29 protein-coding genes, 1 tRNA gene and 2 pseudogenes are annotated in these 23,208 nt (G+C 57.9%); 23 read left to right on the plus strand and 9 right to left on the minus strand.

Annotated elements, in window-relative coordinates:
• The 4 genes from DTP52_RS18755 to DTP52_RS18770 are packed head-to-tail and all read left to right on the plus strand — an operon-like array spanning nucleotide 1 to nucleotide 3,416.
• Nucleotides 1-1,020: a LacI family DNA-binding transcriptional regulator gene (locus DTP52_RS18755; RefSeq protein ID WP_109754688.1), complete on the plus strand. Its 1,020-nt coding sequence runs from the start codon at nucleotides 1-3 to the stop codon at nucleotides 1,018-1,020.
• A 23-nt stretch (nucleotides 1,021-1,043) separates the two neighbouring features.
• A complete protein-coding gene (gene rbsK / locus DTP52_RS18760) occupies nucleotides 1,044-1,958 on the plus strand; it encodes a ribokinase (RefSeq protein WP_109754689.1) in 915 nt (304 codons plus the stop codon).
• Entirely contained in the window at nucleotides 1,955-2,359 is a 405-nt protein-coding gene (gene rbsD / locus DTP52_RS18765) for a D-ribose pyranase (protein WP_109754690.1), read from the plus strand. The genes rbsK and rbsD overlap by 4 nt, the downstream gene beginning before the upstream one ends.
• Nucleotides 2,360-2,387: 28 nt before the next feature.
• Nucleotides 2,388-3,416: a nucleoside hydrolase gene (locus DTP52_RS18770; RefSeq protein WP_109754691.1), complete on the plus strand. Its 1,029-nt coding sequence runs from the start codon at nucleotides 2,388-2,390 to the stop codon at nucleotides 3,414-3,416.
• A gap of 48 nt (nucleotides 3,417-3,464) precedes the next feature.
• Here DTP52_RS18770 and DTP52_RS18775 read toward each other — a convergent pair whose 3' ends face one another.
• Nucleotides 3,465-3,662 (minus strand): hypothetical protein, encoded by a 198-nt coding sequence (locus tag DTP52_RS18775; RefSeq protein WP_109754692.1) that lies wholly within the window; start codon nucleotides 3,660-3,662, stop codon nucleotides 3,465-3,467.
• Nucleotides 3,663-3,791: 129 nt separating this feature from the next.
• On the opposite strand from DTP52_RS18775, the gene DTP52_RS18780 reads away from it, so the two are divergent.
• Both DTP52_RS18780 and DTP52_RS18785 read left to right on the plus strand, forming a co-directional pair.
• On the plus strand, nucleotides 3,792-4,097 hold the full coding sequence (locus DTP52_RS18780) for a hypothetical protein (protein ID WP_109754693.1): 306 nt from the start codon (nucleotides 3,792-3,794) through the stop codon (nucleotides 4,095-4,097).
• A gap of 164 nt (nucleotides 4,098-4,261) precedes the next feature.
• On the plus strand, nucleotides 4,262-4,576 hold the full coding sequence (locus DTP52_RS18785) for an I78 family peptidase inhibitor (RefSeq protein ID WP_109754694.1): 315 nt from the start codon (nucleotides 4,262-4,264) through the stop codon (nucleotides 4,574-4,576).
• A gap of 68 nt (nucleotides 4,577-4,644) precedes the next feature.
• Here DTP52_RS18785 and DTP52_RS18790 read toward each other — a convergent pair whose 3' ends face one another.
• Both DTP52_RS18790 and DTP52_RS18795 read right to left on the minus strand, forming a co-directional pair.
• Complete coding sequence (locus tag DTP52_RS18790) at nucleotides 4,645-4,857, minus strand: cold-shock protein (protein ID WP_003179963.1); 213 nt, start codon at nucleotides 4,855-4,857, stop codon at nucleotides 4,645-4,647.
• A gap of 289 nt (nucleotides 4,858-5,146) precedes the next feature.
• On the minus strand, nucleotides 5,147-5,449 hold the full coding sequence (locus DTP52_RS18795; protein ID WP_109754695.1) for a hypothetical protein: 303 nt from the start codon (nucleotides 5,447-5,449) through the stop codon (nucleotides 5,147-5,149).
• Nucleotides 5,450-5,816: 367 nt separating this feature from the next.
• Between DTP52_RS18795 and thrS the strand changes: the two genes are divergently transcribed.
• The 9 genes from thrS (at nucleotide 5,817) to DTP52_RS18840 (ending at nucleotide 13,281) form a co-directional block, all read left to right on the plus strand.
• Nucleotides 5,817-7,739 carry a threonine--tRNA ligase gene (thrS, locus tag DTP52_RS18800; RefSeq protein WP_109754696.1) on the plus strand — a complete coding sequence of 641 codons (1,923 nt, stop codon included), beginning with the start codon at nucleotides 5,817-5,819 and terminating at the stop codon, nucleotides 7,737-7,739.
• Nucleotides 7,739-8,290, plus strand: a complete 552-nt coding sequence (gene infC, locus DTP52_RS18805; RefSeq protein ID WP_169432615.1) for a translation initiation factor IF-3 — start codon at nucleotides 7,739-7,741, stop codon at nucleotides 8,288-8,290. The genes thrS and infC overlap by 1 nt, the downstream gene beginning before the upstream one ends.
• Nucleotides 8,291-8,350: 60 nt before the next feature.
• Nucleotides 8,351-8,545 (plus strand): 50S ribosomal protein L35, encoded by a 195-nt coding sequence (gene rpmI, locus DTP52_RS18810; RefSeq protein WP_002553160.1) that lies wholly within the window; start codon nucleotides 8,351-8,353, stop codon nucleotides 8,543-8,545.
• Between the two features lie 30 nt (nucleotides 8,546-8,575).
• Nucleotides 8,576-8,932, plus strand: coding sequence for a 50S ribosomal protein L20 (gene rplT, locus DTP52_RS18815; RefSeq protein WP_002553161.1), 357 nt, complete (start codon nucleotides 8,576-8,578; stop codon nucleotides 8,930-8,932).
• A 109-nt stretch (nucleotides 8,933-9,041) separates the two neighbouring features.
• Complete coding sequence (pheS, locus tag DTP52_RS18820) at nucleotides 9,042-10,058, plus strand: phenylalanine--tRNA ligase subunit alpha (protein ID WP_025212923.1); 1,017 nt, start codon at nucleotides 9,042-9,044, stop codon at nucleotides 10,056-10,058.
• Between the two features lie 35 nt (nucleotides 10,059-10,093).
• The gene (gene pheT, locus DTP52_RS18825) at nucleotides 10,094-12,472 is read left to right on the plus strand and encodes a phenylalanine--tRNA ligase subunit beta (RefSeq protein ID WP_109754697.1); all 2,379 of its coding nucleotides are present in this window, start codon (nucleotides 10,094-10,096) and stop codon (nucleotides 12,470-12,472) included.
• A 3-nt stretch (nucleotides 12,473-12,475) separates the two neighbouring features.
• Nucleotides 12,476-12,778 carry an integration host factor subunit alpha gene (ihfA, locus tag DTP52_RS18830; RefSeq protein ID WP_002553164.1) on the plus strand — a complete coding sequence of 101 codons (303 nt, stop codon included), beginning with the start codon at nucleotides 12,476-12,478 and terminating at the stop codon, nucleotides 12,776-12,778.
• On the plus strand, nucleotides 12,759-13,115 hold the full coding sequence (locus DTP52_RS18835; RefSeq protein WP_003179985.1) for a MerR family transcriptional regulator: 357 nt from the start codon (nucleotides 12,759-12,761) through the stop codon (nucleotides 13,113-13,115). Before ihfA ends, DTP52_RS18835 begins: the two co-directional genes overlap by 20 nt.
• Before the next feature lie 89 nt (nucleotides 13,116-13,204).
• Nucleotides 13,205-13,281, plus strand: a tRNA-Pro gene (locus tag DTP52_RS18840).
• A 111-nt stretch (nucleotides 13,282-13,392) separates the two neighbouring features.
• Here DTP52_RS18840 and DTP52_RS31370 read toward each other — a convergent pair.
• Nucleotides 13,393-13,572 (minus strand): annotated as a pseudogene (locus tag DTP52_RS31370) (integrase); the annotation flags it as partial.
• 403 nt (nucleotides 13,573-13,975) lie between these two features.
• Between DTP52_RS31370 and DTP52_RS31065 the strand changes: the two are divergent.
• Nucleotides 13,976-14,590: a hypothetical protein gene (locus DTP52_RS31065; protein ID WP_146206868.1), complete on the plus strand. Its 615-nt coding sequence runs from the start codon at nucleotides 13,976-13,978 to the stop codon at nucleotides 14,588-14,590.
• A gap of 47 nt (nucleotides 14,591-14,637) precedes the next feature.
• On the opposite strand, the gene DTP52_RS18855 is transcribed toward DTP52_RS31065, so the two are convergent.
• Entirely contained in the window at nucleotides 14,638-15,390 is a 753-nt protein-coding gene (locus DTP52_RS18855) for a phosphoadenosine phosphosulfate reductase family protein (RefSeq protein WP_109754699.1), read from the minus strand.
• 100 nt (nucleotides 15,391-15,490) lie between these two features.
• Between DTP52_RS18855 and DTP52_RS18860 the strand changes: the two genes are divergently transcribed.
• Nucleotides 15,491-15,676: a hypothetical protein gene (locus DTP52_RS18860; protein WP_146206869.1), complete on the plus strand. Its 186-nt coding sequence runs from the start codon at nucleotides 15,491-15,493 to the stop codon at nucleotides 15,674-15,676.
• 7 nt (nucleotides 15,677-15,683) lie between these two features.
• Here the strand turns inward: DTP52_RS18860 and DTP52_RS18865 are convergent, their stop codons facing one another.
• Nucleotides 15,684-16,775, minus strand: coding sequence for a site-specific DNA-methyltransferase (locus tag DTP52_RS18865; protein WP_109754701.1), 1,092 nt, complete (start codon nucleotides 16,773-16,775; stop codon nucleotides 15,684-15,686).
• Between the two features lie 105 nt (nucleotides 16,776-16,880).
• Between DTP52_RS18865 and DTP52_RS18870 the strand changes: the two genes are divergently transcribed.
• Nucleotides 16,881-17,534: a hypothetical protein gene (locus DTP52_RS18870; RefSeq protein ID WP_109754702.1), complete on the plus strand. Its 654-nt coding sequence runs from the start codon at nucleotides 16,881-16,883 to the stop codon at nucleotides 17,532-17,534.
• A 53-nt stretch (nucleotides 17,535-17,587) separates the two neighbouring features.
• Here the strand turns inward: DTP52_RS18870 and DTP52_RS18875 are convergent, their stop codons facing one another.
• Nucleotides 17,588-17,971, minus strand: coding sequence for a hypothetical protein (locus DTP52_RS18875; protein ID WP_256594263.1), 384 nt, complete (start codon nucleotides 17,969-17,971; stop codon nucleotides 17,588-17,590).
• Nucleotides 17,972-17,978: 7 nt separating this feature from the next.
• Between DTP52_RS18875 and DTP52_RS18880 the strand changes: the two genes are divergently transcribed.
• Nucleotides 17,979-18,758: a C40 family peptidase gene (locus DTP52_RS18880; protein WP_256594264.1), complete on the plus strand. Its 780-nt coding sequence runs from the start codon at nucleotides 17,979-17,981 to the stop codon at nucleotides 18,756-18,758.
• Between the two features lie 80 nt (nucleotides 18,759-18,838).
• On the opposite strand, the gene DTP52_RS18885 is transcribed toward DTP52_RS18880, so the two are convergent.
• Together DTP52_RS18885 and DTP52_RS18890 are read right to left on the minus strand one after the other, a co-directional pair.
• Nucleotides 18,839-19,423 (minus strand): hypothetical protein, encoded by a 585-nt coding sequence (locus tag DTP52_RS18885; RefSeq protein WP_146206870.1) that lies wholly within the window; start codon nucleotides 19,421-19,423, stop codon nucleotides 18,839-18,841.
• An 81-nt stretch (nucleotides 19,424-19,504) separates the two neighbouring features.
• Nucleotides 19,505-19,762, minus strand: coding sequence for a protein L (locus tag DTP52_RS18890; RefSeq protein WP_109754704.1), 258 nt, complete (start codon nucleotides 19,760-19,762; stop codon nucleotides 19,505-19,507).
• Nucleotides 19,763-20,070: 308 nt separating this feature from the next.
• On the opposite strand from DTP52_RS18890, the gene DTP52_RS18895 reads away from it, so the two are divergent.
• From DTP52_RS18895 to DTP52_RS18910, 4 genes and pseudogenes are all read left to right on the plus strand, one after another.
• Nucleotides 20,071-20,547: a hypothetical protein gene (locus tag DTP52_RS18895; protein WP_109754705.1), complete on the plus strand. Its 477-nt coding sequence runs from the start codon at nucleotides 20,071-20,073 to the stop codon at nucleotides 20,545-20,547.
• A 101-nt stretch (nucleotides 20,548-20,648) separates the two neighbouring features.
• Nucleotides 20,649-20,990: a hypothetical protein gene (locus DTP52_RS18900; RefSeq protein ID WP_109754706.1), complete on the plus strand. Its 342-nt coding sequence runs from the start codon at nucleotides 20,649-20,651 to the stop codon at nucleotides 20,988-20,990.
• A gap of 45 nt (nucleotides 20,991-21,035) precedes the next feature.
• Nucleotides 21,036-21,629, plus strand: coding sequence for a tail assembly protein (locus DTP52_RS18905; protein ID WP_109754707.1), 594 nt, complete (start codon nucleotides 21,036-21,038; stop codon nucleotides 21,627-21,629).
• A 57-nt stretch (nucleotides 21,630-21,686) separates the two neighbouring features.
• A pseudogene (locus tag DTP52_RS18910) lies at nucleotides 21,687-22,577 on the plus strand (host specificity protein); the annotation flags it as partial.
• Nucleotides 22,578-23,208 lie beyond the last annotated feature (631 nt).

A 23,208-nucleotide genomic window follows, 5' to 3' on the forward strand; every position in this document is an offset into this window, starting at 1 on the left:
ATGGCGACGATCAAGGATGTAGCAGCGCTCGCGGGGATTTCCTACACCACCGTGTCCCACGTGGTGAACAAGACGCGGCCGGTCAGCGAAGAGGTGCGGCTCAAGGTCGAGGCGGCCATCGAGCGCCTGGACTACGTGCCCAGCGCCGTGGCCCGGTCGCTCAAGGCCAAGACCACGGCGACCATCGGCCTGTTGGTGCCCAACGCCCTCAACCCATACTTTGCCGAGTTGGCCCGGGGTATCGAGGATTACTGTGAGCGCAACGGCTATTGCGTGATCCTGTGTAACTCCGACGATAACGCGGACAAGCAACGCAGCTACCTGCGGGTGCTGCTGGAAAAGCGCATCGACGGGTTGATCTTCGCGTCCGCCGGCGGCGATGTTGGCCTGGCCGAGGGCCTGGCCAACGTGCGCACGCCCATGGTGATTGTCGACCGCGGGCTCGATGGCGTCGACGCCGACCTGGTGCGCATCGACCATGAATACGGCGCTTACCTGGCGACCCGGCACTTGTTGGAGCTGGGGCACCGCGACATCGCCTTCATCGGTGGCCCGGCCGATACCAGCGTGGCGCAAATGCGCCTGGCCGGTTACTGCCGGGCGCTGAAAGAGGCCGGAATCGAACTGCCCGTCGAGCGTATGCTCGAGAGCGATTTCACCAGTACCGGCGGCTACCGAGCCGCCGCGCAACTGCTGGAGCAGCAGCCGCCGAGCGCGATTTTTGCGGCCAACGACATGATCGGGATCGGTGTGCTGCGCGCCGCCGCTGAACGCAACGTGCGCGTGCCCAGCGAGCTGTCGGTCATCGGTTTCGATGACATTCAGATGAGCCGATATGTCTACCCGGCGTTGACCACGGTAGGGCAGTCGATCCTGCAACTTGGCGAGATGGCGGCCGAAGTGCTGCTGCGACGAATTGCGACGCCAGGCCTTGCCACCGACCAGCGGATCGTGACGCCGAGTATTGTCTTGCGAGAGTCGACTGCGCCGCTGTCCGGCACATTCGCCCAATACCGCTGAACCGAATTGATGAGTAGTGATGTATGCCAGCAAAAGTAGTGGTAATAGGCAGCCTGAACATGGACCTGGTGACCCGGGCGCCGCGTCTGCCGCGCGGTGGTGAAACACTGATTGGCGAGTCGTTCTCCACCATCCCGGGCGGCAAGGGCGCCAACCAGGCGGTGGCCGCCGCGCGCTTGGGCGCGAAGGTGTCGATGGTCGGTTGTGTGGGCAGCGATGCCTACGGCGAGCAATTGCGTGGCGGGCTGTTGGCCGAGGGTATCGACTGCCAGGCGGTCAGTGTGGAGGAGGGTGCCAGCGGCGTGGCGCTGATCATCGTCGACGACAACAGCCAGAACGCGATCGTTATCGTCGCCGGTGCCAACGGTGCGCTCACCCCTGAAGTCCTGGGCGGTGTCGACGAAGTACTGCAAAGCGCCGATGTCATCATCTGCCAGCTCGAAGTGCCGGATGCCACCGTTGGCCATGCCCTCAAGCGCGGTCGTGAGCTGGGCAAGATCGTCATCCTCAACCCGGCGCCGGCCTCCCACACATTGCCGGTCGATTGGTACGCCTGCGTCGATTACCTGATTCCCAATGAAAGCGAAGCCGCAGTCTTGAGCGGACTTGCGGTGGATTCCCTGGAAACCGCCGAAGCCGCCGCAGCGCATCTGATCGCCGCCGGGGCTGGCAAGGTGATCGTGACGCTGGGCGCCCAGGGTCTGATGTTCGCCAACGGCACAAGTTTCGAACACTTCCCGGCCCCGCGGGTCAAGGCGGTGGACACCACGGCGGCCGGCGACACTTTTGTCGGCGGCTTCGCGGCAGCCTTGGCCAGTGGCAAAAGCGAGGTCGATGCGATTCGTTTCGGCCAGGTCGCCGCGGCGCTGTCGGTCACCCGCGCCGGCGCGCAGCCTTCAATCCCCACGTTGCTGGAAGTACAGGCCTTCAAATCATGAAAAAGACGCCGTTGTTGAATGTGGCACTGTCGCGACTGATCGCCTCCCTCGGCCATGGCGACAAAGTGGTCATCGGTGATGCCGGGCTACCGGTACCGCCCCAGGTCGAATTGATCGACCTGGCCCTGACCCATGGCATCCCGGATTTTGTCAGCACCTTGAAAGTGGTGCTCAGCGAAATGCAGGTAGAAAGCCATGTCCTGGCCGAGGAAATCATCGATAAGCAACCGTCGGCCTTGACGACCCTGGAAGCGCTGCATGCCGAAGGCGCGTTGGGCGAGCGGGAGCTGGTCAGTCATGAACAGTTCAAGGTCATCAGCCGACAAGCTCGGGCGATCATTCGCACAGGCGAGTGTTCTCCATACTGCAACATCGTGCTGATCGCTGGAGTCACGTTCTAACCTGTCAACCCTGCACAAGGAGTGCGCCATGCACCGCTATGCTCAGAAAATGCATCAACTGTTCCGGAGTCTGCTGCTTTTGTCATTGATCACCGCTACAAGCGCCCAGGCGGCGGAAAAGATCGACCTGATCATCGACACCGACCCGGGGGCCGATGACGTGGTAGCGCTGCTGTTCGCCCTGGCGTCCCCTGAAGAGCTCCATATCCGCGCGCTGACCACCGTCGCCGGCAATGTTCGCCTGGACAAGACCTCCCGCAATGCTCGCCTGGCGCGAGAGTGGGCGGGGCGCGAAGACGTGCCGGTGTATGCCGGGGCGCCGAAACCGCTGATGCGCACGCCGATCTACGCGGAAAACATCCATGGCAAGGAAGGCCTGTCGGGTGTCACCGTCCACGAGCCGAAGAAAGGCCTGGCCGAGGGCAATGCCGTCAACTACCTGATCGACACGCTCAAGGCCGCCAAGCCCCACAGCATCACCATTGCCATGCTCGGCCCGCAGACCAACCTGGCCTTGGCGCTGGTCCAGGAGCCGGACATTGTCCAGGGCATCAAGGAAGTGGTGATCATGGGCGGCGCGCACTTCAACGGCGGCAATATCACGCCGGTGGCTGAATTCAATCTGTTCGCCGACCCACAGGCGGCCGAGATCGTCGCGAAAAGCGGCTTGAAGCTGACCTATCTGCCCCTGGACGTGACCCACAAGGTCCTCACTAGCGAAGCGCGCCTGAAGCAGATCGCCGCAGTGAACAACAACGCCAGCAAACTGGTGGGCGACATCCTCAACGAGTACGTCAAGGGCGACATGGAGCACTACGGCATGACCGGTGGGCCGGTGCACGACGCGACGGTGATTGCCTACCTGCTCAAGCCGCAATTGTTTACCGGCCGTTCGGTCAACCTCGTGGTGGACAGTCGTGAAGGCCCGACTTTCGGGCAGACCATCGTCGACTGGTACGACGGCTTGAAGGCGCCCAAGAATGCCTTCTGGGTGGAGAACGGTGATGCCCAGGGCTTCTTCGATCTGCTGACCGAGCGCCTGGCGCGCCTCAAGTAACCTGTCTCGCGGCGGGCCCGCAGGCCATGGCCTGCGGGTGCCCGAGCTTCACTCAACCGTTTCGGTAATGTTCGGGTATCGCTCGAACGCCTGCTGGATGAATTTCTGCGCGGCCGCCGTTCCCAGCTCCTTGACCAACAGGTCGATACCAATAATTGCCAGCTCTTCCGCGGTACTGGGGCTGTAGGAGCTGTGTCCCTCTGACCATTTGGCATTGATGGTGACTTCGATGCTGACGGTGCTCATGGTGGGGCTCGCGAGTTGGGAGGTCTGTAGGCTGAGTTAACCATTTTTGCAGCGGGTTTGGCACTGCGACTTAGGCATCGGGTGAGGGCTGTGCGACACTTGTTTTTTGACTTCTGAAGGAGCCCTGCCGTGCAGATCGATTTGAACGCGCCTGACGGGTTGACCCTTGAGTCGGTTCGTCAGTTGCTGGCTTCTGCCAGTGATGACGAGCACACCCAATTGCGCGTGACCAAGGGGGGGATCGCTTATCTGTCTTCGGGCGTTGTGGGGGGCGTCGACATCGATGGCTTGCTGTTTCGGCTTGAGACGTGGGCCAAAGGTTCCGGCTATGTCGGACGGGTCGCTGCCAGCGACGAGGTCTGGGTTATGCAGATCTATAACGCACTGAAAGACAACTGGCCAAACCCACCCTTCGATTACATTGACGTTTACTGAACGTTGTTCATATTCAGTCACGATTCATGTCTGACCAGGGCGACTGGGGTCAGGCAAACTGCCGGTTTTCCGGATGAGGGGAGGCTGATGGCCATGGTCTTGAAACCAAGTACCGTTTGGGCTGTCGCACGCTCTCTGTTTATTTATTGAAAAAAGGAGGCTTCATGCCTTGGAAGCTCGCGTCATTGAGTACTTTGCTGACCGCCGTGGTTTTGAGTGGTTGCAGCAGCACCTCTGAGTCGACCCCCGATCCCGTGGCGGCCGAGACCGGTCACAGCCGCTGCGAAGCAAAGGCTGCCGAGTTCGCCATTGGCAAGCAGGCCTCGCCGCAATTGCTGGAGCAGGCCCGTGCCCGCGCCGGCGCGCAGAACGCGCGTATTCTCAAGCCCAACGACATGGTCACGCTTGAGTACCGCTCCGATCGCCTGAACCTCAATACCGACGCCAACCTGGTGGTCAACCGGGTGAACTGCGGCTGATTGGCGGCTTTCAATCGCCCATAAAAAACCCCGTCACATGGACGGGGTTTTTTTAGTGCGCCGAGAAATTACTCTGGGCGAACCTGTGCAGCTTGCATACCCTTTTGGCCTTTCTCAGCCACGAAGGAAACGGTCTGGCCTTCTTTCAGGCTTTTGAAACCGTCGCTTTCGATAGCTTTGAAGTGTACGAACAGGTCGTCACCGCCACCTTGAGGAGTGATGAAGCCGAAGCCTTTTTCATCGTTGAACCATTTAACGGTGCCGGTTTGGCGATTAGACATGGTGTATCTCCAAGAAACATATATTTTCAGTGTACTGTGCTGCTCAGGCCAACTGGGCACACCCGGGTATCATAGTCGAAATGTTCGATTTGGGAGCCCCCCGGACGCGCTGTTTGCCAATCAGTCGTGTTTACTTTACCGCCTATACCCGCTGAAAGGCCCGGTTTTAAAGGCTTTCAGCCGAAAGTAAAGACGATAAAAAAAGCTGTAAAACCTGAATAAATCGTTCGAAAAAGCCTTGAATCAGGGTTTTTCAACCCTGCCGGGCCTGTTCAGGAAGGCTGCTTCCTCATTTTTTCGCCTTGTTATCGGCCTTGCATTTTGCGATCTGCCCCAGGGCCTTTTGCTGCAGTTCCGGTGCGGCCTTGTTATCCATCAAGGCCTGGATGTCCGAGGCCGGGTAGGACTTGATCGCGTCGGCGCCACAGGCGCAATGAGCCTTGGCTGCAGCCGCGCCGATCTGGGGTGTTGCGGCCTCGGTGCATTGGGCCATGTATTTTTCGCGCTCGCCTTTGGGCCAGTCGGCATGGGCGGTCAGTGGAAGCAGCAGGGCAAGGGGGGCGACTACTGCAAACAATGTATTGAGACGCATGCGAAGATGCTCCTTTCGGGTCGATGTCTTGATATCTGAGGCGTTGCGCTCGGTTCAGTTCAGCACTCTGGCATAAAAACCCGGATTTACGCCTGTTTCAATTCCAGCACGGCGATGACCGTTCATCTGTGCTAGCATGCCGGGCTCGGGTATTTCCAGGCTGTGGACGACTCGTCCCAGTGGCAAATGTTCGAAATAACCCTGATTTGAATCCCAGTCACTCTGGTTCGGTTTTCCCGGTTGGCCGCAAGGCTCCTGCCGCTGTAAGGCAGGCGTTCGTCATTGAATGGCCTGGACTGGATCTTGTACTGGCTCATCCCAACCCACGTGACCTTTGGTAGGGGTCACCACTAGGAGAGGAGGCGCCATGCCAACTATTACTCTTCCCGACGGCAGTCAACGTTCATTCGACCACCCGGTTTCCGTAGCCGAGGTCGCCGCATCCATCGGCGCGGGCCTGGCCAAGGCCACCCTGGCCGGCAAGGTCAACGGCAAGCTGGTCGACGCCAGTGACGTCATCGACAGCGACGCCACGCTGCAAATCATCACGCCAAAGGATGAAGAGGGGCTGGAGATCATTCGCCACTCTTGCGCGCACCTGGTCGGCCATGCGGTCAAGCAGCTGTACCCGAGCGCGAAGATGGTCATCGGGCCAGTCATCGACGAAGGTTTCTATTACGACATCGCCTTCGAGCGGCCTTTCACGCCGGACGACATGGCCGCCATCGAACAGCGCATGCAGCAGCTGATCGAGAAAGATTACGACGTCATCAAGAAAGTCACCCCGCGCGCCGAAGTCATCGAAGTGTTCAAGGCCCGTGGCGAGGATTACAAGCTGCGTCTGGTGGAGGACATGCCGGACGAGCAGGCCATGGGCCTGTACTACCACGAAGAATACGTCGACATGTGCCGTGGCCCGCACGTGCCGAATACGCGTTTCCTGAAATCCTTCAAGCTGACCAAGCTGTCCGGCGCCTACTGGCGTGGCGATGCGAAGAACGAACAGTTGCAGCGCGTCTATGGCACCGCCTGGGCGGACAAGAAGCAACTGGCGGCTTACATCCAGCGTATTGAAGAAGCCGAGAAGCGCGATCACCGCAAGATCGGCAAGCGCCTGGGCCTGTTCCATACCCAGGAAGAGTCCCCAGGCATGGTGTTCTGGCACCCGAACGGCTGGACGATGTACCAGGTGCTCGAGCAGTACATGCGCCAGGTCCAGCGTGAAAACGGCTACCTGGAGATCAAGACGCCGCAAGTGGTTGACCGTAGCCTGTGGGAGAAATCCGGGCACTGGGCCAACTACGCCGACAACATGTTCACCACCCAGTCGGAAAACCGCGACTACGCCATCAAGCCGATGAACTGCCCATGCCACGTGCAGGTGTTCAACCAGGGCTTGAAGAGCTACCGCGAGCTGCCGATGCGCCTGGCCGAGTTCGGTGCCTGCCACCGTAACGAGCCGTCCGGTGCGCTGCACGGCATCATGCGCGTGCGTGCGTTCACCCAGGACGATGCGCACATCTTCTGTACTGAAGAGCAGATGCAGGCCGAATCCGCCGCCTTCATCAAGCTGACCATGGACGTCTACCGGGACTTCGGCTTCACCGAAGTCGAGATGAAGCTGTCCACTCGTCCGGAAAAACGCGTTGGCTCCGACGAATTGTGGGATCGCGCCGAAGCGGCCCTGGCCGCCGCCCTCGATAGCGCGGGCCTTGCGTATGACCTGCAACCGGGTGAGGGGGCTTTCTACGGCCCCAAGATCGAGTTCTCGCTGAAAGATTGCCTTGGTCGCGTGTGGCAGTGTGGTACCCTGCAGCTCGATTTTAACCTGCCGATCCGTCTGGGCGCCGAATACGTGTCCGAAGACAACAGCCGCAAGCACCCGGTCATGCTTCACCGCGCGATCCTCGGTTCGTTCGAGCGCTTCGTCGGGATTCTGATCGAACACTACGAGGGCGCGTTCCCCGCGTGGTTGGCGCCGACCCAGGCAGTGATCATGAATATCACTGATAAACAGGCAGATTTTGCCGCCGAGGTCGAAAAAACTCTCAACCAAAGCGGATTTCGTGCCAAGTCCGACTTGAGAAATGAAAAGATCGGCTTTAAAATCCGCGAGCATACTTTGCTCAAGGTTCCCTTTCTCTTGGTTATTGGAGATCGGGAGGTCGAGATGCAGACTGTCGCTGTGCGTACTCGTGAAGGTGCTGACCTGGGCTCGATGCCCGTCGCCGAATTCGCTGAGTTTCTCGCGCAAGCGGTTTCCCGGCGTGGTCGCCCAGATTTGGAGTAATTATTATTAAGCGTGAAATGAGACAAGATAAACGAGCTGCACCGAAAGCCCCGATCAACGAGAATATCTCGGCACGCGAGGTTCGGTTAATTGGCGCTGACGGCGAGCAGATTGGCATCGTCTCGATTGATGAAGCGCTTCGTATTGCTGAAGAAGCCAAGCTTGATCTGGTAGAAATTTCCGCAGACGCAGTCCCGCCGGTTTGCCGGGTGATGGACTACGGCAAGTCTATCTTCGAAAAGAAGAAGCAGATTGCCGCGGCGAAGAAAAACCAGAAGCAGATTCAGGTAAAAGAAATCAAGTTTCGTCCAGGGACGGAGGAAGGGGATTACCAGGTAAAACTGCGCAACCTGGTACGTTTCCTGAGTGACGGGGACAGGGCCAAGGTATCCTTGCGATTCCGCGGCCGTGAGATGGCCCACCAGGAGCTGGGGATGGAACTCCTCAAGCGGGTTGAACAAGACCTGCTCGAGTACGGTTCGGTCGAACAGCATCCTAAGATGGAAGGACGCCAGCTGATCATGGTCATCGCCCCGAAAAAGAAGAAGTAATCACCAGGGCACGGCAGGCCTTGCGATTATGTTTATCAACTGAATGCGGAGTATCCGAACATGCCAAAGATGAAGACCAAAAGTGGTGCTGCTAAGCGGTTTCTGAAAACTGCTAACGGTATCAAGCACAAGCACGCTTTCAAGAGCCACATCCTGACCAAAATGTCGACCAAGCGTAAGCGTCAACTGCGCGGTAGCAGCTTGCTGCATCCGTCTGACGTGGCAAAAGTCGAGCGCATGCTGCGCCTTCGTTAATTTTTGGATCAAGAATAGAGGAAGTAACTCATGGCTCGTGTAAAGCGTGGCGTCATTGCCCGTAAGCGTCACAAAAAAATTCTGAAACTTGCTAAAGGCTACTACGGCGCGCGTTCCCGCGTATTCCGTGTTGCCAAGCAAGCGGTAATCAAGGCAGGCCAATACGCCTACCGTGACCGTCGTCAGAAAAAACGTCAGTTCCGCGCTCTGTGGATCGCTCGTATCAATGCTGGTGCTCGTGTTAACGGTCTGTCCTACAGCCGTTTCATCGCTGGCCTGAAAAAAGCGTCCATCGAGATCGACCGTAAGGTTCTGGCTGATCTGGCAGTGAACGAAAAAGCGGCGTTTGCTGCGATTGTCGAGAAAGCTAAAGCCACCTTGGCTTAAGTACCCCCGGCAGTCACCGGGGTCCGCATCTGTGGGCCTTGGTGTCAAACGTCATAAATAGGGGAAGAGCCTTAAAGCTCTTCCCCTATTTCGTATCTGGAGTCTGTACATGGAAAACCTGGACGCGCTGGTCGCTCAAGCACTAGAGGCTGTGCAAAGCGCTGAAGATATCAATGCCCTGGAGCAAATCCGGGTTCTGTACCTTGGCAAGAAGGGCGAGTTGACCCAGGTGATGAAGACCCTGGGGAACCTGCCGGCCGAAGAGCGTCCGCAGGTCGGTGCGCTGATCAACGTTGCCAAGGAGCGTGTCACAGAGGTCCTCAATGCGCGCAAGGCGTTGTTCGAGGAGGCGGACCTGGCTGCCAAGCTCGCCGCCGAGTCCATCGACGTGACCCTGCCTGGCCGTGGCCAGACTTCCGGTGGCCTGCATCCGGTGACCCGGACCCTGGAGCGCATCGAGCAGTTCTTCACCCACATCGGCTACGGCATTGCCGAAGGCCCTGAGGTCGAAGACGACTACCACAACTTCGAAGCGCTCAACATCCCAGGCCATCACCCGGCCCGGTCGATGCATGACACCTTCTATTTCAATGCGAACATGCTGTTGCGCACCCATACCTCGCCGGTACAGGTCCGCACCATGGAATCGCAGCAGCCGCCGATCCGCATCGTCTGCCCAGGCCGTGTGTACCGCAGCGACTCCGATATCACCCACTCGCCGATGTTCCACCAGGTCGAAGGCCTGCTGGTCGATCGCGACATCAATTTCGCCGACCTGAAAGGCACTATCGAAGAGTTCCTGCGGGTGTTCTTCGAAAAAGAACTGGCGGTGCGGTTCCGCCCTTCGTACTTCCCGTTCACCGAGCCATCGGCTGAAGTCGACATGGAATGCGTGATGTGCAGCGGTAAAGGCTGCCGCGTCTGCAAACAGACGGGCTGGCTGGAAGTCATGGGCTGCGGCATGGTTCACCCGAACGTGCTGCGCATGTCCGGGATCGATCCGGAAGAGTTCTCGGGCTTTGCTTTCGGCATGGGCGTCGAGCGCCTGGCCATGCTGCGTTACGGTGTGAATGACTTGCGCCTGTTCTTCGACAACGACTTGCGATTCCTTGCGCAATTTCGCTAGGCCGCAGCCGGTAACGAATCTATTAGGAGAGCAGGATGAAATTCAGTGAACAATGGCTGCGCGGCTGGGTAAGCCCGCAGGTAAGCCGGGACGAGCTGGTTGCTCGCCTGTCGATGGCCGGCCTCGAGGTCGATAGCGTGACCCCCGCCGCCGGTGAGTTCAGCGGTGTGGTCGTGGGCGAGGTGCTGGGCACAGAGCAGCACCCGGACGCTGACAAACTGCGGGTTTGCCAGGTCAGCAATGGCGCGGAAACCTTCCAGGTCGTCTGCGGTGCGCCCAATGTGCGCCCGGGCCTGAAGATCCCATTCGCCATGATCGGCGCCGAACTGCCGGGCGACTTCAAGATCAAGAAAGCCAAGCTGCGTGGCGTCGAGTCCAATGGCATGTTGTGCTCCCAGGCTGAACTGCAGATTGGTGAAGGCAACGATGGTCTCATGGAACTTCCGGCTGACGCGCCGGTGGGCCAGGACATTCGTGAATACCTGGGCCTGGACGATGCGAGCATCGAGGTCGACCTGACCCCGAACCGCGGCGATTGCCTGTCCCTGGCTGGCCTGGCCCGTGAAGTTGGCGCGTTGTATGCCGCTCCGGTGACGCGTCCTGTGGTGGCGAGTGTGCCGGCTGTGCACGATGAAGTGCGTTCGGTTGAAGTACTGGCGCCAGCGGCGTGCCCGCGTTACCTGGGTCGTGTGATCCGTAACGTCGACCTGTCCAAGCCGACGCCGCTGTGGATGGTCGAGCGCCTGCGTCGCGCCGACGTGCGCAGCATCGACGCTGCTGTCGACATCACCAACTATGTGATGCTGGAGCTGGGTCAACCGCTGCATGCGTTCGATCTCGCCGAAATCAACGGCGGCATCCGCGTACGCATGGCCGAAGAAGGCGAGAAGCTGGTCCTGCTCGACGGTCAGGAAGTGACCCTGCGCAGCGACACCCTGGTGATTGCCGACCACGTCCGCGCCTTGGCGATTGCTGGCGTAATGGGCGGTGAGCACAGTGGCGTATCCGCCACGACTCGCGATGTATTCCTGGAAAGTGCATTCTTCGACCAGATCGCCGTCGCTGGCAAGGCGCGTTCCTATGGCCTGCACACCGACGCCTCGCACCGCTACGAGCGTGGCGTGGACTGGCAGCTGGCCCGTGAAGCCATGGAGCGCGCCACCGGCCTGCTGCTGGAAATCACTGGCGGTGAAGCCGGTCCCATCATCGAGACCGTCAGCGAACAGCACCTGCCCAAGATTGCACCGATCACCCTGCGTGCCCAGCGCATTTCCCAGATGCTGGGCATGGAAATGGACGCCGCCGAAGTCGAGCGCCTGCTCAGTGCTCTCGGCCTGAACATCAGCGCTGATGGGGCAGGGCAGTGGCGTGTCGACGTACCAAGCCATCGCTTCGATATCAGCCTGGAAGTCGACCTGATCGAAGAACTGGCTCGCCTGTACGGCTACAACCGCCTGCCGGTCCGCTACCCGCAAGCGCGCCTGGCCCCACAGGCCAAGGCTGAGGCCCGTAGCAACCTGCCGGAGCTGCGCCGCCTGCTGGTGGCCCGTGGGTATCAGGAAGCGATTACTTACAGCTTCATCGATCCGCGCCAGTTCGAACTGTTCAACCCCGGTGTCGAGCCGCTGTTGCTGGCCAACCCGATCTCCAACGACATGGCGGCCATGCGCTCGTCCCTGTGGCCGGGCCTGGTCAAGTCGCTCCAGCACAACCTGAACCGCCAGCAGGATCGCGTGCGTCTGTTCGAAAGCGGCCTGCGCTTCGTTGGTCAGTTGGAAGGTTTGAAACAAGAGCCGATGCTGGCCGGTGTCGTTTGCGGTAGTCGTTTGCCGGAAGGCTGGGCGCAAGGTCGCGATGTCGTCGATTTCTTCGACGTCAAGGCTGACGTCGAAGCGGTGCTGGGCTTCGCCGGCGCACTCGACGCGTTCACGTTCGTACCGGGCAAGCATCCGGCGCTGCACCCGGGGCAGACCGCACGTATCGAGCGAGACGGGCGCGAAGTCGGCTATGTGGGGGCGATTCACCCTGAGCTGTCGAAAAACCTGGGGCTTGATCGTCCGGTATTCGTCTTCGAGCTGGTCCTGGCCGAGGTGGCGCAGGGGAAAATGCCGAAATTCCAGGAGTTATCGCGCTTTCCTGAAGTGCGGCGTGACCTGGCGTTGCTGGCTGATCGCGACGTTGCCTCCAGCGCCGTACTGGACGTAATCCGTGAAAATGCAGGCGAATGGCTCACGGACCTCAGGCTATTTGACGTGTATCAGGGTAAAGGCATTGATCCGCATAGAAAAAGCCTTGCAGTCGGCTTGACCTGGCAGCATCCATCGCGCACTCTTAATGACGATGAGGTGAATACCGCAACGCAGAACATCCTCACCTCGCTCGAAACCAGGTTGAACGCCACGTTAAGGAAGTGACGTATGGGGGCTCTGACGAAAGCTGAGATGGCGGAACGTCTGTATGAGGAGTTGGGCCTGAATAAACGGGAGGCCAAAGAATTGGTCGAACTGTTTTTCGAAGAGATCAGGCACGCTCTGGAAGACAACGAGCAGGTCAAATTGTCCGGTTTCGGCAATTTCGACCTTCGGGACAAACGCCAGCGGCCTGGCCGCAATCCGAAAACGGGAGAAGAAATCCCGATCACGGCTCGCCGTGTGGTCACCTTTCGTCCAGGGCAGAAGTTGAAGGCCCGAGTTGAGGCTTATGCTGGAACCAAGTCATAACGACGAACTACCCGTCATCCCGGGCAAACGCTACTTCACCATTGGTGAAGTCAGCGAGCTGTGTGCGGTAAAACCGCACGTGCTGCGCTATTGGGAGCAGGAGTTTCCTCAACTCAACCCGGTCAAGCGCCGCGGAAACCGCCGGTATTATCAGCGCCAAGACGTGCTGATGATCCGGCAGATCCGCGCGCTGCTCTATGACCAGGGGTTCACCATCGGCGGCGCGCGCTTGCGCCTCTCCGGTGATGAGGCCAAGGACGACACGACCCAGTACAAACAGATGATCCGCCAGATGATCGCCGAGCTCGAAGATGTACTGGTGGTGCTCAAGAAATAAATTTCTGCTTTTAAATCTTCCAGTTTTCAAAAGCTTGCGATATATTCCTGAGCGTTCCGCTGAGAAGCGGAACAAGATTCACGCCTAGTCGGGGCGTAGCGCAGTCCGGTAGCGCACTAGCATGGGGTGCTAGGGGTCGAGTGTTCGAATCACTCCGTCCCGACCATATTTACTGAGTAAAATCAGACAGTTAAGCCGATCATATGAATCGGCTTTTTTGTGCCTGCGCAAAACCCGCGCAAAACTCGCGCAAAACTCGCGCAAAACTCGCGCAAAACTAACCTGTGATTTCGCTGATATTTAGGTCGGGGATTGCCTCCGACCACACGATATCCGCGTGATCCTTTTGGTAGTTTCTGGTCATGCTCTCGCTTGCATGGCCGGCGATAGTCTGCCCGTCCTTTCCGGCTTTCTGATACAGGTGCAGCGACAATGCTCGCACTTCGTGGAGCCATGGAGGACAAACCTGCCGAGAGACCCGACCAGGCTCTTCAGCGTGCCGCCGTGTGAAAAGCCGTCCCATGCACCTTCTTTGCCGACGTTGATGCGCGCGCCTGTGTAGTCGTCGTGAAGCCAGACGACTCTCCCGCGGGCATTCATCGATAGGTAGGCGTCATGGCCCGAGCCTTTGTTGCGGAAAAAGTGCAGGCCGCAGCCGGCTATGACCTGCAAGAACTCGTTGGCGGCAGTGAGTCGTTCCTGGCGCCGCTGGCCCAGGGTTATCTTTTCTGCGGGCATGGCTATGTCCTATGCCGGGGCATGCCCGGGCGGTGGAGTGGCAATTTCAGGTTGGTTTGTGTTTTATTGCTCCAAATTCTTCTAGTTAGATGAGGCCGCTAGTGAGCATAGAGAATCTGGTTATGACACTTAACAGAGTTCCTAGAATAGAGCTGGATACTGGAACAGACTGGACGGCCGTTTGGACTGCCGTCGGAACTTCCCTGGCAACGATTGCAGTGGTCTTAATTACTACCATATATACGGCGTACTCTTTTCGTAAAACAATTAAGGCGCAAAAGGAACTAGCCGATGCGCAGGAGCGCAGCCGTATAGCGCACTCAAAAGCTGAAGCTGTAGCACGAAGCAGGCAGGACTGGATAAATAGCTTAAGGGATGCGGTGGCTTCATTTATCGCTACAGGCGATGCTCTTTCCGCCTCATCAAACAAGCTCCACAATAGACCGTTTGCAGTGCCCGAGACGCAAGAAGAAATTCACCGATCACAAGATCGTTATGACATGCTTTATTCTGAGTTTGCACAGAGTTTATCGACGGCGAAGTTGCACTATGCGAAGGTTCAGCTATATACGAATCCAGCCGAGAAAGAGACAGAAGAACTTGTCTCAGCAATGAACGCATATGTTGTAGCTTGCTCGGAGCGTAAGCCTAGTGCAGATCTAGGGAACGCTGTTGTAGCGGTTGCTCAAAGAATAATTAAAAAAGAATGGCTAAGGGTCCGGGATATGAAAGCGTAATGGAGACCCGCTTTTCCGGCTGTCGTGACTAAAGAATAAGGGGGGTATTAGGCCGAAAGCTCGACCAGAGGGATGCGGCTCATGTGCATCGTATAGCCGGTGTGCTTCTCCAGGGCAGCATACTGAGTCAACAGCCCTGGGTGATGCCGACGCCCGTTGCGCAGATCACCCCTACTGCCGAATAGGCAGAAGATGCAGCTGAGGCGGTCGTTACCCTCGGCGTATGCATAGTGCGGCTCCTGGCCAGCGTCAGCGATGACGCCGAACACTTCCTTGGTGCTCAGGTCATGCACTGGCAGCCATTCATACCAGGTGTTCACAGAGTTGCTTATCGTCATCAGGCTAAAGGTCTTGCGCTTCGCACGGCCAGGCGACTCTGCCGCACGCAGGCCCAAGCAGTTGACGATGACCTTGAAGCCGTTGGCTTTGGCGTATCGTCGTACTTCACGCTGGATTGGCCCGCGCTTAAGGTCGCTGGTGCACTGGCGTGTGCTCGCCGAGGGCCAGCTCGGAACCTCGGGGCGACTCTCGAATCGGCGTTCGACCATCTCCAGCAACGTCTTGTTGGCCCTGGCTAAGATGAACGGCAGGCCGGCTGCTACAGCCTGATCCCGAGCCAGCTCCATTGCGCCCGGCCATTCCATCTCACCCAGGCAGGCGTGGGCAACGATCATCTGGCTGGGCGGGATCACCTCCAGTAGCTTGATTAATTGGGCCTGGGAATCCTTTCCGCCAGAATGGTTGGCGACAAAAAGCGCGCCGGAGGCCACCAGGGCCTCAACGTTTGCATCGAGTTTCATGGGCACCTGCCGGTTGGCGTGATTCGAGTTTGTGGGCTATTGGTTGATGGCCCGGCATGGGGCCGGATCAAGGGGATAGGCAATGGCTTGGATAGTGAAAATGACCGACAAAGAAGGCGCTGTGTTTTATGGCTCAGCGCCGGATCACGAGGGTCTTCGGTACGCTTCTTACAAGCCCGAGGGAGCTGAACTGTTCGAGACCAAAGAAAAAGCTGAAGCGGTTTTTTATTGGTTCCATCAAATCAGGGACCTTCAAAAATTCCGTCTCGAAGCAGTCGAGGCATAGCAGCACATCAGGCCGCCGGCGCAGAGTCGTGAAACACGTCCATCTGCGCCGCTCCGTCGAGCCAGGCCGCCGCTATCCGGCGTTCCGCCATGGCTGCGTACTCCGGGTTCAGCTCGCAAAGAATTGACTTGCGACCTTCCTGCATGGCGACCACCGCCGTGGTGCCGGCCCCGCCGAATGGATCAAGCACTATCCCGCCGCGCGGCGCGCCGGCCAGAATGCAAGGCCGGATCAGCTCGGGAGGAAACGTAGCGAAGTGCGCCCCCTTGAATCCTTGGGTTGGCACCGTCCACACGCTGCGCTTGTTCCGGGTATCGAGGGGATATGCGCTTTCTTCGCGGTTCGGGCGATGCGTTCCAAGTGCATGGCCTGGTATCGCCTGCTCCCGCTTTGAACCCTCACGCTTGAAACTATCTCGCTGACTCCGCACTGCTTTCATGGGGCCGTTTGCCTTACCAGGTACGCGGTCGCTGCCGTGTTGTTGCTCGAGATCCTGAGCCAGTCTGACAACCGAGCTCAGGGCTACCGGCTCCCTTATCGCGTCCTGGTCGTAGAAGTAACGGGGGCACTTACTCAACAGAAACAGGTACTCATGGGATTTAGTGCAGCGATCCCTGGTGGACTCCGGCATCGGATTCGGCTTATGCCAGATGATGTCTTGGCGCAGATACCAGCCGTCATCCTGCAGAGCAAAGGCCAGTCGCCACGGGATTCCCATGAGGTCCTTCTGATTCAAGCCCGTCGGCGGCGAGCGCCGTTTACCGCGCAGGACGGCTCCACGGGTGGATTGGGAGGCCATATCGTGCTTGCCTGCTGATCCGCCCGGCGCATATCCGCCGGCGATTGAAGCATACGTATCACCCATGTTTACCCAGAGAGTGCCATCGTCACGCAGTACCCGGCGCACTTCCCGAAAAACCTGCACCAGGCGAGAAACGAATTCGGCAGGCGTTTCCTCCAGGCCGATCTGGTCGGGCATGCCGTAGTCCCTCAGCCCAAAGTAGGGCGGGCTGGTTACGCAGCACTGCGCTGACTGATCTGGCAAGGTCCGCATCATGTCGATGCAGTCGCCGACCAGTATCTGGTGGGAAGGGGTCATAGTTGATTTCCGGTCAGGCGCCGCCCTCCGTGACCGGTGGTGGCAATTTGGTTTGGGTTGGGGTATTACGGGTGACCGGCATGGAGCCGGATTAAGGAGATTGGTTTGGCAAAGAAGCTAGAGTTTTGGGGGGCATTGGTCACCACTTTGTACCTGGTGATTATTGCCATCATTGTCGCTTACAAATTCGATGATTTCTTATGCCTCAAGCTTAATGAGCTGGGAGACTTTCTCGCAGGAGCCTTTGGGCCCGTTGCATTTCTATGGTTGGTTCTTGGCTTCTTGCAACAAGGCAGAGAGCTGAAATTAAGTACTGATGCATTGAGGCTGCAAGCAGAGGAACTCAGGGCTTCCGTAGAACAACAGACGAAGATGGTTGAGTCTCAGAAAATAACCTTAGATAACCACGAGCGCTCACTTGACCCATTGCTAGTTCTGCAAGCTATACCGGGGACGCATGATGAAGAGGGTGATTTTCATTTTCAGTTCAAGGTAATCAATAAGGGTGCCTATTGCGAGGATGTGACGATAAGTATCTCGTCAGATGAGTTTAGCTTTAGCCTGAAGGCGGAGCCGCTTTATGATGATGCATATACAACGTTTTCAGTTGCTGATGGATGGAGCGATAAAGTAAATGTTGTAATCACATACGTACGCGTAAGTGGGAATGCTGGAGTCCAGAAATTCCAGCTTACTAAAGTTGGGCATGAGGATGAAACCTGGTATACGATTTCGAAGCTCAGATCGGGGGCGGCATAATGAAAAATCTCTTGCGGTGATCAGGATTACTTTGGCTTTTTGGATGACGCTATCTAATTTTCGCTGTCGTCTTGGGCGTTCATCTGAAGCGATTCGGCGAATCCTGCTTGCCGTAATTTGCGCGCCACGTTTTCGGATATCTCAATAAAGTGGCGCTTAATTGTGAATAGCGGTGCGGACTTCTCGGTGCCCAGTGCGTGGGCATGTGCGATCAATCGCCAGATGGTCGTCCGATCCTTCGTCTCGCCCAGTTCGGCGGTGAGCGCTGCCAGTCGGTCACGCATTCCCTGCCGGAAGTAGTGACGGATGATATCGGACGGACCTTTGACCTTCAGCGGCGCCGGCGGCAGATCCTCGGCGCGTCCATTCAGCACCAGCAGTTGCACCGCCTCGCTGACTTCCTCGATCTCATGCCAGAGCATCAGCTCGTCGAGCATCTGCCTGGTGCCGTACCCGAAAGAGTGCTGCGGGCTGCTGCTGGTCCTTGGCCGGAAGCAGCAGTACTTCCCATGCAAGAACATCGCGACTGAGCCGAACGAGGAGTTCAGCATCGATCCGGAGGAATACGCCGCGGCTGAAGACCTGGGCGAGATCATCGGCATCGTTCATTCGCACCCGGACGCCACCAGCCGGCCGTCGCCGCGCGACCTGGCGATGTGCGAAGCCACGACCATGCCCTGGCACATCCTGAGCTGGCCGGAGGGCGACCTGCGGACGGTGGTGCCCACGGGCGAGACGCCGTTGTTGAAGCGCCCGTTCGTCCACGGCGCCTGGGACTGCTGGCAGGTCTGCGCCGACTGGTACAAGCGCGAGTGGGGGCTTGAGTTCGAAGCCTTCAAGCGCGCCGACGGCTGGTGGGAAAACAAGGACAACACCAGCCTGTACGAGGCGAACTACGAGGCCGCCGGGTTCTACCGGGTGGATCAGCCACAGCGCGGCGACATGATCGTGATGGAGGTGGGCCGGACGGTTCACCCGAACCACGCCGGGATTTTCCTCGGTGGTGATCCGTCGCTTCCTGGCGAAGATGCTGCGACCTTCGGCCCAGGGCCTTTCCTGCTGCATCACCTGTACGGCAGGCCGAGCGAAATTATCGTCTTCGGCGGGCCTTGGCTGGACCGAACGCGCCTAATCCTCAGGCACAAAAAACATGATGCAACCAAGCGCAGAGGTGTTCATGAACGAACTTTTTCTGCTCGGGCGCCGGAAGATGCTGGGCGCTGATGACATCCCAGTCTCTGAAAAGATGGTGGAAGCCGGATTAGCTATTTTGGAAGAGACTGGAGACTGGCCAATATCAAGAGCTACGGTCGAAAGAGCTTTTCAGGAGATGTATCTTTGCGGATTTCGAGAATCTGCTTCCGTGTCATCTGACCTTTGATAATCGCTCCGTTCAATGCGATGGCTTGGAGGATTCTCATCAGCTTATGGCACTGCTCTCTAAGGTCTTTGAGTTTGAGCGATGTGTTGGAGGGATTTTTGTTTCGCGGTTTTATAAGGTCCGTTAACGATGCCGTTTCCCCTTCGTTTAAGCCCCATTGCCAATGCACTATTTTATGTCTCAGTTTCGCCACCGTATCGAAGGACTTCAGTGTCGCGAGCAGGTCATCTGATGCTTGCTTGTCGACCGCTCCCGCATCGGAAACCTGACCGTGCACGTACCTGATCATACCCGCCATGGAAATATTGGTTTCCACAACAAGTCTTTGGGCTTCAGCAACCGACATCTTCATAAAAAATGCAAAAAGTTCAGATAGCTGCCACTCAACTGCTGAATAGTTTGCGATGAACTGCCCCATTGCATGTAGATGCTCATCGGACGGACCGACGTTGTACTGACGAGGCCAATCTATAGAGAAGGGCTCTCTTGGTTGAAATTCATCACTCACATTGACCTCCAGGTCATAAACACGCCGAAATTGGCGCAATCCCAGTCCTTGGGCTTGCAGGCAAAGGACTAGGGGAATCCTTCAGCCTTTTGTTTGGGTCTCGACGATCAGGCGCCATCCGATGGTCTTTGCCGACCCTGGGTGCTGGTGCGTATTCTGAGGTGGAAACTCCGTGCCTTTGTTGGAAGTGATTTCATCGCCGCAGCCCTCGCACCGATAGATTCCGGATACTGGAACGATGCTGCCGATTGGATGGACGGTGTCCCAATTGACTCCGCTCAGAATGGTCGTTGACGTTTTCTTGAGGTACTTCTCGGTTTCTTGTGTGTAGAGCGCCATGTTGATTCCTGCCGTGGCTGAGGGGAGGCACAACGCTACTACGATGGGATCCAATCCAGTTACTGAGCTTTCGTCCATGCTGGATGCCCAGACAGCTCATTCATGCTTTGCAGTAGGGCAAATTGTAGAGCTGGGCAGTTCCATACGCACGGTGGTAGATTCTGCCTAACTATAAAGCACGGGGGGCTCGCTATGTCGAAGGAAGACCTATTCAAAAGCCACGTACCACCTGTTCGCACTCCGCCAGCGCCGCAGGCACCGGCAACTCCACCGAGTGCACCACCGGCGCAACAAAAGAGCTGAGATATATGGATAGGCTTGATGAACGATCTCATTTTGAGGCAGTTGGAGACATTCGTTATGCCTCAAGGTACTTCCAATTGGAGGCTCGTCTTTTCGGTAAAATAGACGGGCTATTCAAGCTTACGTATGTAGTGGCCGGTAGTTCTTCTTTTGCGGGGTTTATGACCGGCAGCCCTAAGTTGGCGGGCGTGGCAGCTCTGATTACAGCGGTTGTCACGGCATTGGATATTGTATGGTCACCAGGCGCGAAGCGACTGATTTGCTCTGAGCTGTCCAAGCGGTATACAGAGCTTGAACGTAGGAGCAAAAGACTATCGTTTGAAGATCTGGAAGAGGAAATTTGGAGGATAAGGGAGACCGACGCTCCGTCTATAGAGGCGTTGCGTGTGCCGGCGTATAACGATTCAGTCGAGGAGCGAGGGCTAGGCTCCCACAAGCAGCCAGTTTCATGGTGGCAAAGATTTATTGCCCTGCTAGCATGAGCTGTTACGCTCGTCAGTAGCAATCACCCCAAAAGCCCAGCCCCTCCGCTGGGCTTTTTCATTTCTGATATCTTGTGGCCATCTTCCACAGGAGTGACCCCATGAGATTGTTCGTAGGCGCGGTAGCTGTTGCTTTGCTGGCGGGGTGCTCATCGCCATCCGATCTGATGTCCTCTGCTCCGGCAGTAACTGTTGCGTCTGCCAAAACGCCGAAAGCCTTTGCTCTTTGTGTATTTCCTGAATGGCAGGAACACAACTCGAATGCGAGCATGAGCGAAACGGCGACCGGGTACCGACTCGTTAGCGGTTTCGCACAGCAAACGGACGATGTGCTGGATATTAGCCAGGCCAAGTCTGGCAGCGTCGCAAAGCTATACCAGCGTGTGGCGTGGTCTCAGCTGGGGCGGGGCGGGCTTCGAGACTCGCTTCAGAAATGTCGATAAATACGAAACCGCCGAAAGGCGGTTTTTTTATGGTTGGAGAAAATCATGGCTGCTGCTTCGTTTGCCAGAGGCATGACTACGGTCAAGCTTTCAGGCTCTCTCGCCCGAAAATTTGGGAGAAACCACCCGCGACAGATTGATTCAGGGACGGCTCGTGAAGTGTTCAAGGCATTGAATTGCACGATCGATGGCTTCGAGAAGGAAATCAAACGGCTTGCTTCCCTGGGCATGCGCTTCGCGGTGTTCCGCAATCGCAGGAACGTAGGTGAAGCAGAGTTCGAACTTGGCGGCACTCGCGAGATTCGAATCGTCCCGGTGGTCGAGGGGAGTAAGCGTGGTGGCGTACTGCAAACCGTGGTGGGCGTGGTTCTGCTGGCGATTTCCTATGTATTTCCAGTCACTGCACCATATTTAACCCCTGCGGGTATTGGGCTGATCGCCGGCGGCGTCATCCAGATGCTCAGCCCCCAGGCCTCCGGCCTGAAGCAGAGCGCCGGACCGGAGAACGCCCCGTCCTACGCCTTCGGCAGCGCCAAGAACACCACGGCCAGCGGCAACCCCGTCCCGATCTGCATCGGCGAGCGCCGGTGGGGTGGGATGATCATTTCAGCCTCGATCTACGCCGAAGACAAACAGTAACGAGATCGCAGCAAGCAGACCGCCCACGAGGCGGTTTTTTTTCGCCTGGAGGAAAGCATGGGCGCAGCACGCAAGATCGATATTCACGGCGCGAAGGGCGAAGACAAAAAGCCTAAGTCCCCGACCGAGGCCAGCGACAACCTGCGCTCCACGAACATTGCCAAGCTGCTGATCGCCGTGGGCGAGGGCGAGTTTGAGGAGGCTCCAACTGCAGCGAACATCTTTCTCGACAACACGCCAATCAACGACGCCAGCGGAAACGTCAACTTCCCTAACGTGAAGTGGGAGTGGCGCTCCGGGTCGGTCGACCAGACCTACATCCCAGGCATTCCGTCGGTAGAGAACGAGACCTCGCTGAATATTGAGTTGCGCAGCGATGCAGCCTGGGTCCGGTCCGTCACGAACATTCAGCTGTCTGCCGTGCGTCTGCGCTTCGCCTGGCCCGCGCTCCAGCGCCAGGACGACCAAGGCAACATTGGCGGCTACCGGATAGAGTACGCCATCGACGTGGCTACCGACGGTGGCGCGTATCAGCAGGTGCTGACAGATGCCGTGGATGGGAAGACTACCACCCGTTACGAGCGCTCCAAGCGCGTCGATCTGCCCGAGGCAACCACCGGCTGGCAGATCCGCGTCCGCCGCATCACGCCGAACCAGAACAGCAACAAGATCGCCGACACGATGCTGATCGCCGGCTTCACTGAGGTGATCGACGCAAAGCTGCGCTACCCGAACACCGCGCTGCTGTACATCGAGTTCGACGCCGAGCAGTTCACCAACATCCCGGCCGTCACTACGAAGTGCAAAGCGCGCAGATGGCCTGTGCCAAGCAACTACGACTCGTTCACCAGGACCTATACCGGTGTGTGGGACGGCACCATGAAAGAGGCCTGGACCAACAATCCAGCCTGGGTTACTTACGGGATCTGTGTTCAAGACCGTTTCGGCTTTCGTGGGCCAGATGGACGATGGTATGAAGTCACCAACGTGGCGAGCAACACCGCGATTTCCATCGACCCCCCGTACATCGGCCCGACTGCATCTGGTGGCAGCTACGCGCTGGCGCCAATGCAGGGCTACGTGAAGGATTCGGCTGATGCACTGCGGGCCATAGTCAACACCTACGGCGCCAAGCTGGCCGCACTGGGCACGACAGGCAACTACGAAGTTTTGCCGATCACAAAGGGCGGCACCGGTGGCACTACTCAGGGGGAAGCCCAAGCTGCGTTGGGCCTGGTCAAGACGACCACTGCATATGACACCACGGCCGGCCGATTGCTGAAGGTGGCGGACTTTGGGCTCGGTTCAACCGGCTCAGGTTACGATGGCGCAACCAGCATGGACTCGTTCTTCACAGCCAACCAGATGTTTACTTCGACCCTCGCAGCCCCGCCGGGGCATAACCAGCCGCTGTTGGGCTCCTATCCGATGGGCTTCCATCTGCGCAGATCGAGCAACGTTGAATCTCAGCTAGTCATGGGGTGGGGGGCGCAAGCCGCCTTGGGCTTTCGGCTGAAAACCGATATCAGCACTTGGGCGCCATGGCGAAAGGTCTACGACACAGGGAACCTCCTCGGCC

The organism is Pseudomonas sp. 43mfcvi1.1 (assembly GCF_900115935.1).
GTDB classification, from domain to species: domain Bacteria; phylum Pseudomonadota; class Gammaproteobacteria; order Pseudomonadales; family Pseudomonadaceae; genus Aquipseudomonas; species Aquipseudomonas bijieensis.

Excerpts from the sequence above, each read along its gene's own strand:
- ihfA (WP_002553164.1), top strand. The coding sequence starts at position 12,476 with ATGGGGGCTCTGACGAAAGCTGAGATGGCGGAACGTCTGTATGAGGAG.
- DTP52_RS18855 (WP_109754699.1), bottom strand. The coding sequence starts at position 15,390 with ATGAAACTCGATGCAAACGTTGAGGCCCTGGTGGCCTCCGGCGCGCTT.
- rplT (WP_002553161.1), top strand. The coding sequence starts at position 8,576 with ATGGCTCGTGTAAAGCGTGGCGTCATTGCCCGTAAGCGTCACAAAAAA.
- DTP52_RS18775 (WP_109754692.1), bottom strand. The coding sequence starts at position 3,662 with ATGAGCACCGTCAGCATCGAAGTCACCATCAATGCCAAATGGTCAGAG.
- DTP52_RS18860 (WP_146206869.1), top strand. The coding sequence starts at position 15,491 with ATGACCGACAAAGAAGGCGCTGTGTTTTATGGCTCAGCGCCGGATCAC.
- DTP52_RS18790 (WP_003179963.1), bottom strand. The coding sequence starts at position 4,857 with ATGTCTAATCGCCAAACCGGCACCGTTAAATGGTTCAACGATGAAAAA.
- pheT (WP_109754697.1), top strand. The coding sequence starts at position 10,094 with ATGAAATTCAGTGAACAATGGCTGCGCGGCTGGGTAAGCCCGCAGGTA.
- DTP52_RS18875 (WP_256594263.1), bottom strand. The coding sequence starts at position 17,971 with ATGCTCGACGAGCTGATGCTCTGGCATGAGATCGAGGAAGTCAGCGAG.
- rbsK (WP_109754689.1), top strand. The coding sequence starts at position 1,044 with ATGCCAGCAAAAGTAGTGGTAATAGGCAGCCTGAACATGGACCTGGTG.
- rpmI (WP_002553160.1), top strand. The coding sequence starts at position 8,351 with ATGCCAAAGATGAAGACCAAAAGTGGTGCTGCTAAGCGGTTTCTGAAA.
- DTP52_RS18755 (WP_109754688.1), top strand. The coding sequence starts at position 1 with ATGGCGACGATCAAGGATGTAGCAGCGCTCGCGGGGATTTCCTACACC.
- pheS (WP_025212923.1), top strand. The coding sequence starts at position 9,042 with ATGGAAAACCTGGACGCGCTGGTCGCTCAAGCACTAGAGGCTGTGCAA.
- DTP52_RS18900 (WP_109754706.1), top strand. The coding sequence starts at position 20,649 with ATGAGATTGTTCGTAGGCGCGGTAGCTGTTGCTTTGCTGGCGGGGTGC.
- thrS (WP_109754696.1), top strand. The coding sequence starts at position 5,817 with ATGCCAACTATTACTCTTCCCGACGGCAGTCAACGTTCATTCGACCAC.
- DTP52_RS18895 (WP_109754705.1), top strand. The coding sequence starts at position 20,071 with ATGGATAGGCTTGATGAACGATCTCATTTTGAGGCAGTTGGAGACATT.
- DTP52_RS18835 (WP_003179985.1), top strand. The coding sequence starts at position 12,759 with ATGCTGGAACCAAGTCATAACGACGAACTACCCGTCATCCCGGGCAAA.
- DTP52_RS18785 (WP_109754694.1), top strand. The coding sequence starts at position 4,262 with ATGCCTTGGAAGCTCGCGTCATTGAGTACTTTGCTGACCGCCGTGGTT.
- DTP52_RS18865 (WP_109754701.1), bottom strand. The coding sequence starts at position 16,775 with ATGACCCCTTCCCACCAGATACTGGTCGGCGACTGCATCGACATGATG.
- rbsD (WP_109754690.1), top strand. The coding sequence starts at position 1,955 with ATGAAAAAGACGCCGTTGTTGAATGTGGCACTGTCGCGACTGATCGCC.
- DTP52_RS18795 (WP_109754695.1), bottom strand. The coding sequence starts at position 5,449 with ATGCGTCTCAATACATTGTTTGCAGTAGTCGCCCCCCTTGCCCTGCTG.
- DTP52_RS18905 (WP_109754707.1), top strand. The coding sequence starts at position 21,036 with ATGGCTGCTGCTTCGTTTGCCAGAGGCATGACTACGGTCAAGCTTTCA.
- DTP52_RS18890 (WP_109754704.1), bottom strand. The coding sequence starts at position 19,762 with ATGGCGCTCTACACACAAGAAACCGAGAAGTACCTCAAGAAAACGTCA.
- DTP52_RS31065 (WP_146206868.1), top strand. The coding sequence starts at position 13,976 with ATGACACTTAACAGAGTTCCTAGAATAGAGCTGGATACTGGAACAGAC.
- DTP52_RS18770 (WP_109754691.1), top strand. The coding sequence starts at position 2,388 with ATGCACCGCTATGCTCAGAAAATGCATCAACTGTTCCGGAGTCTGCTG.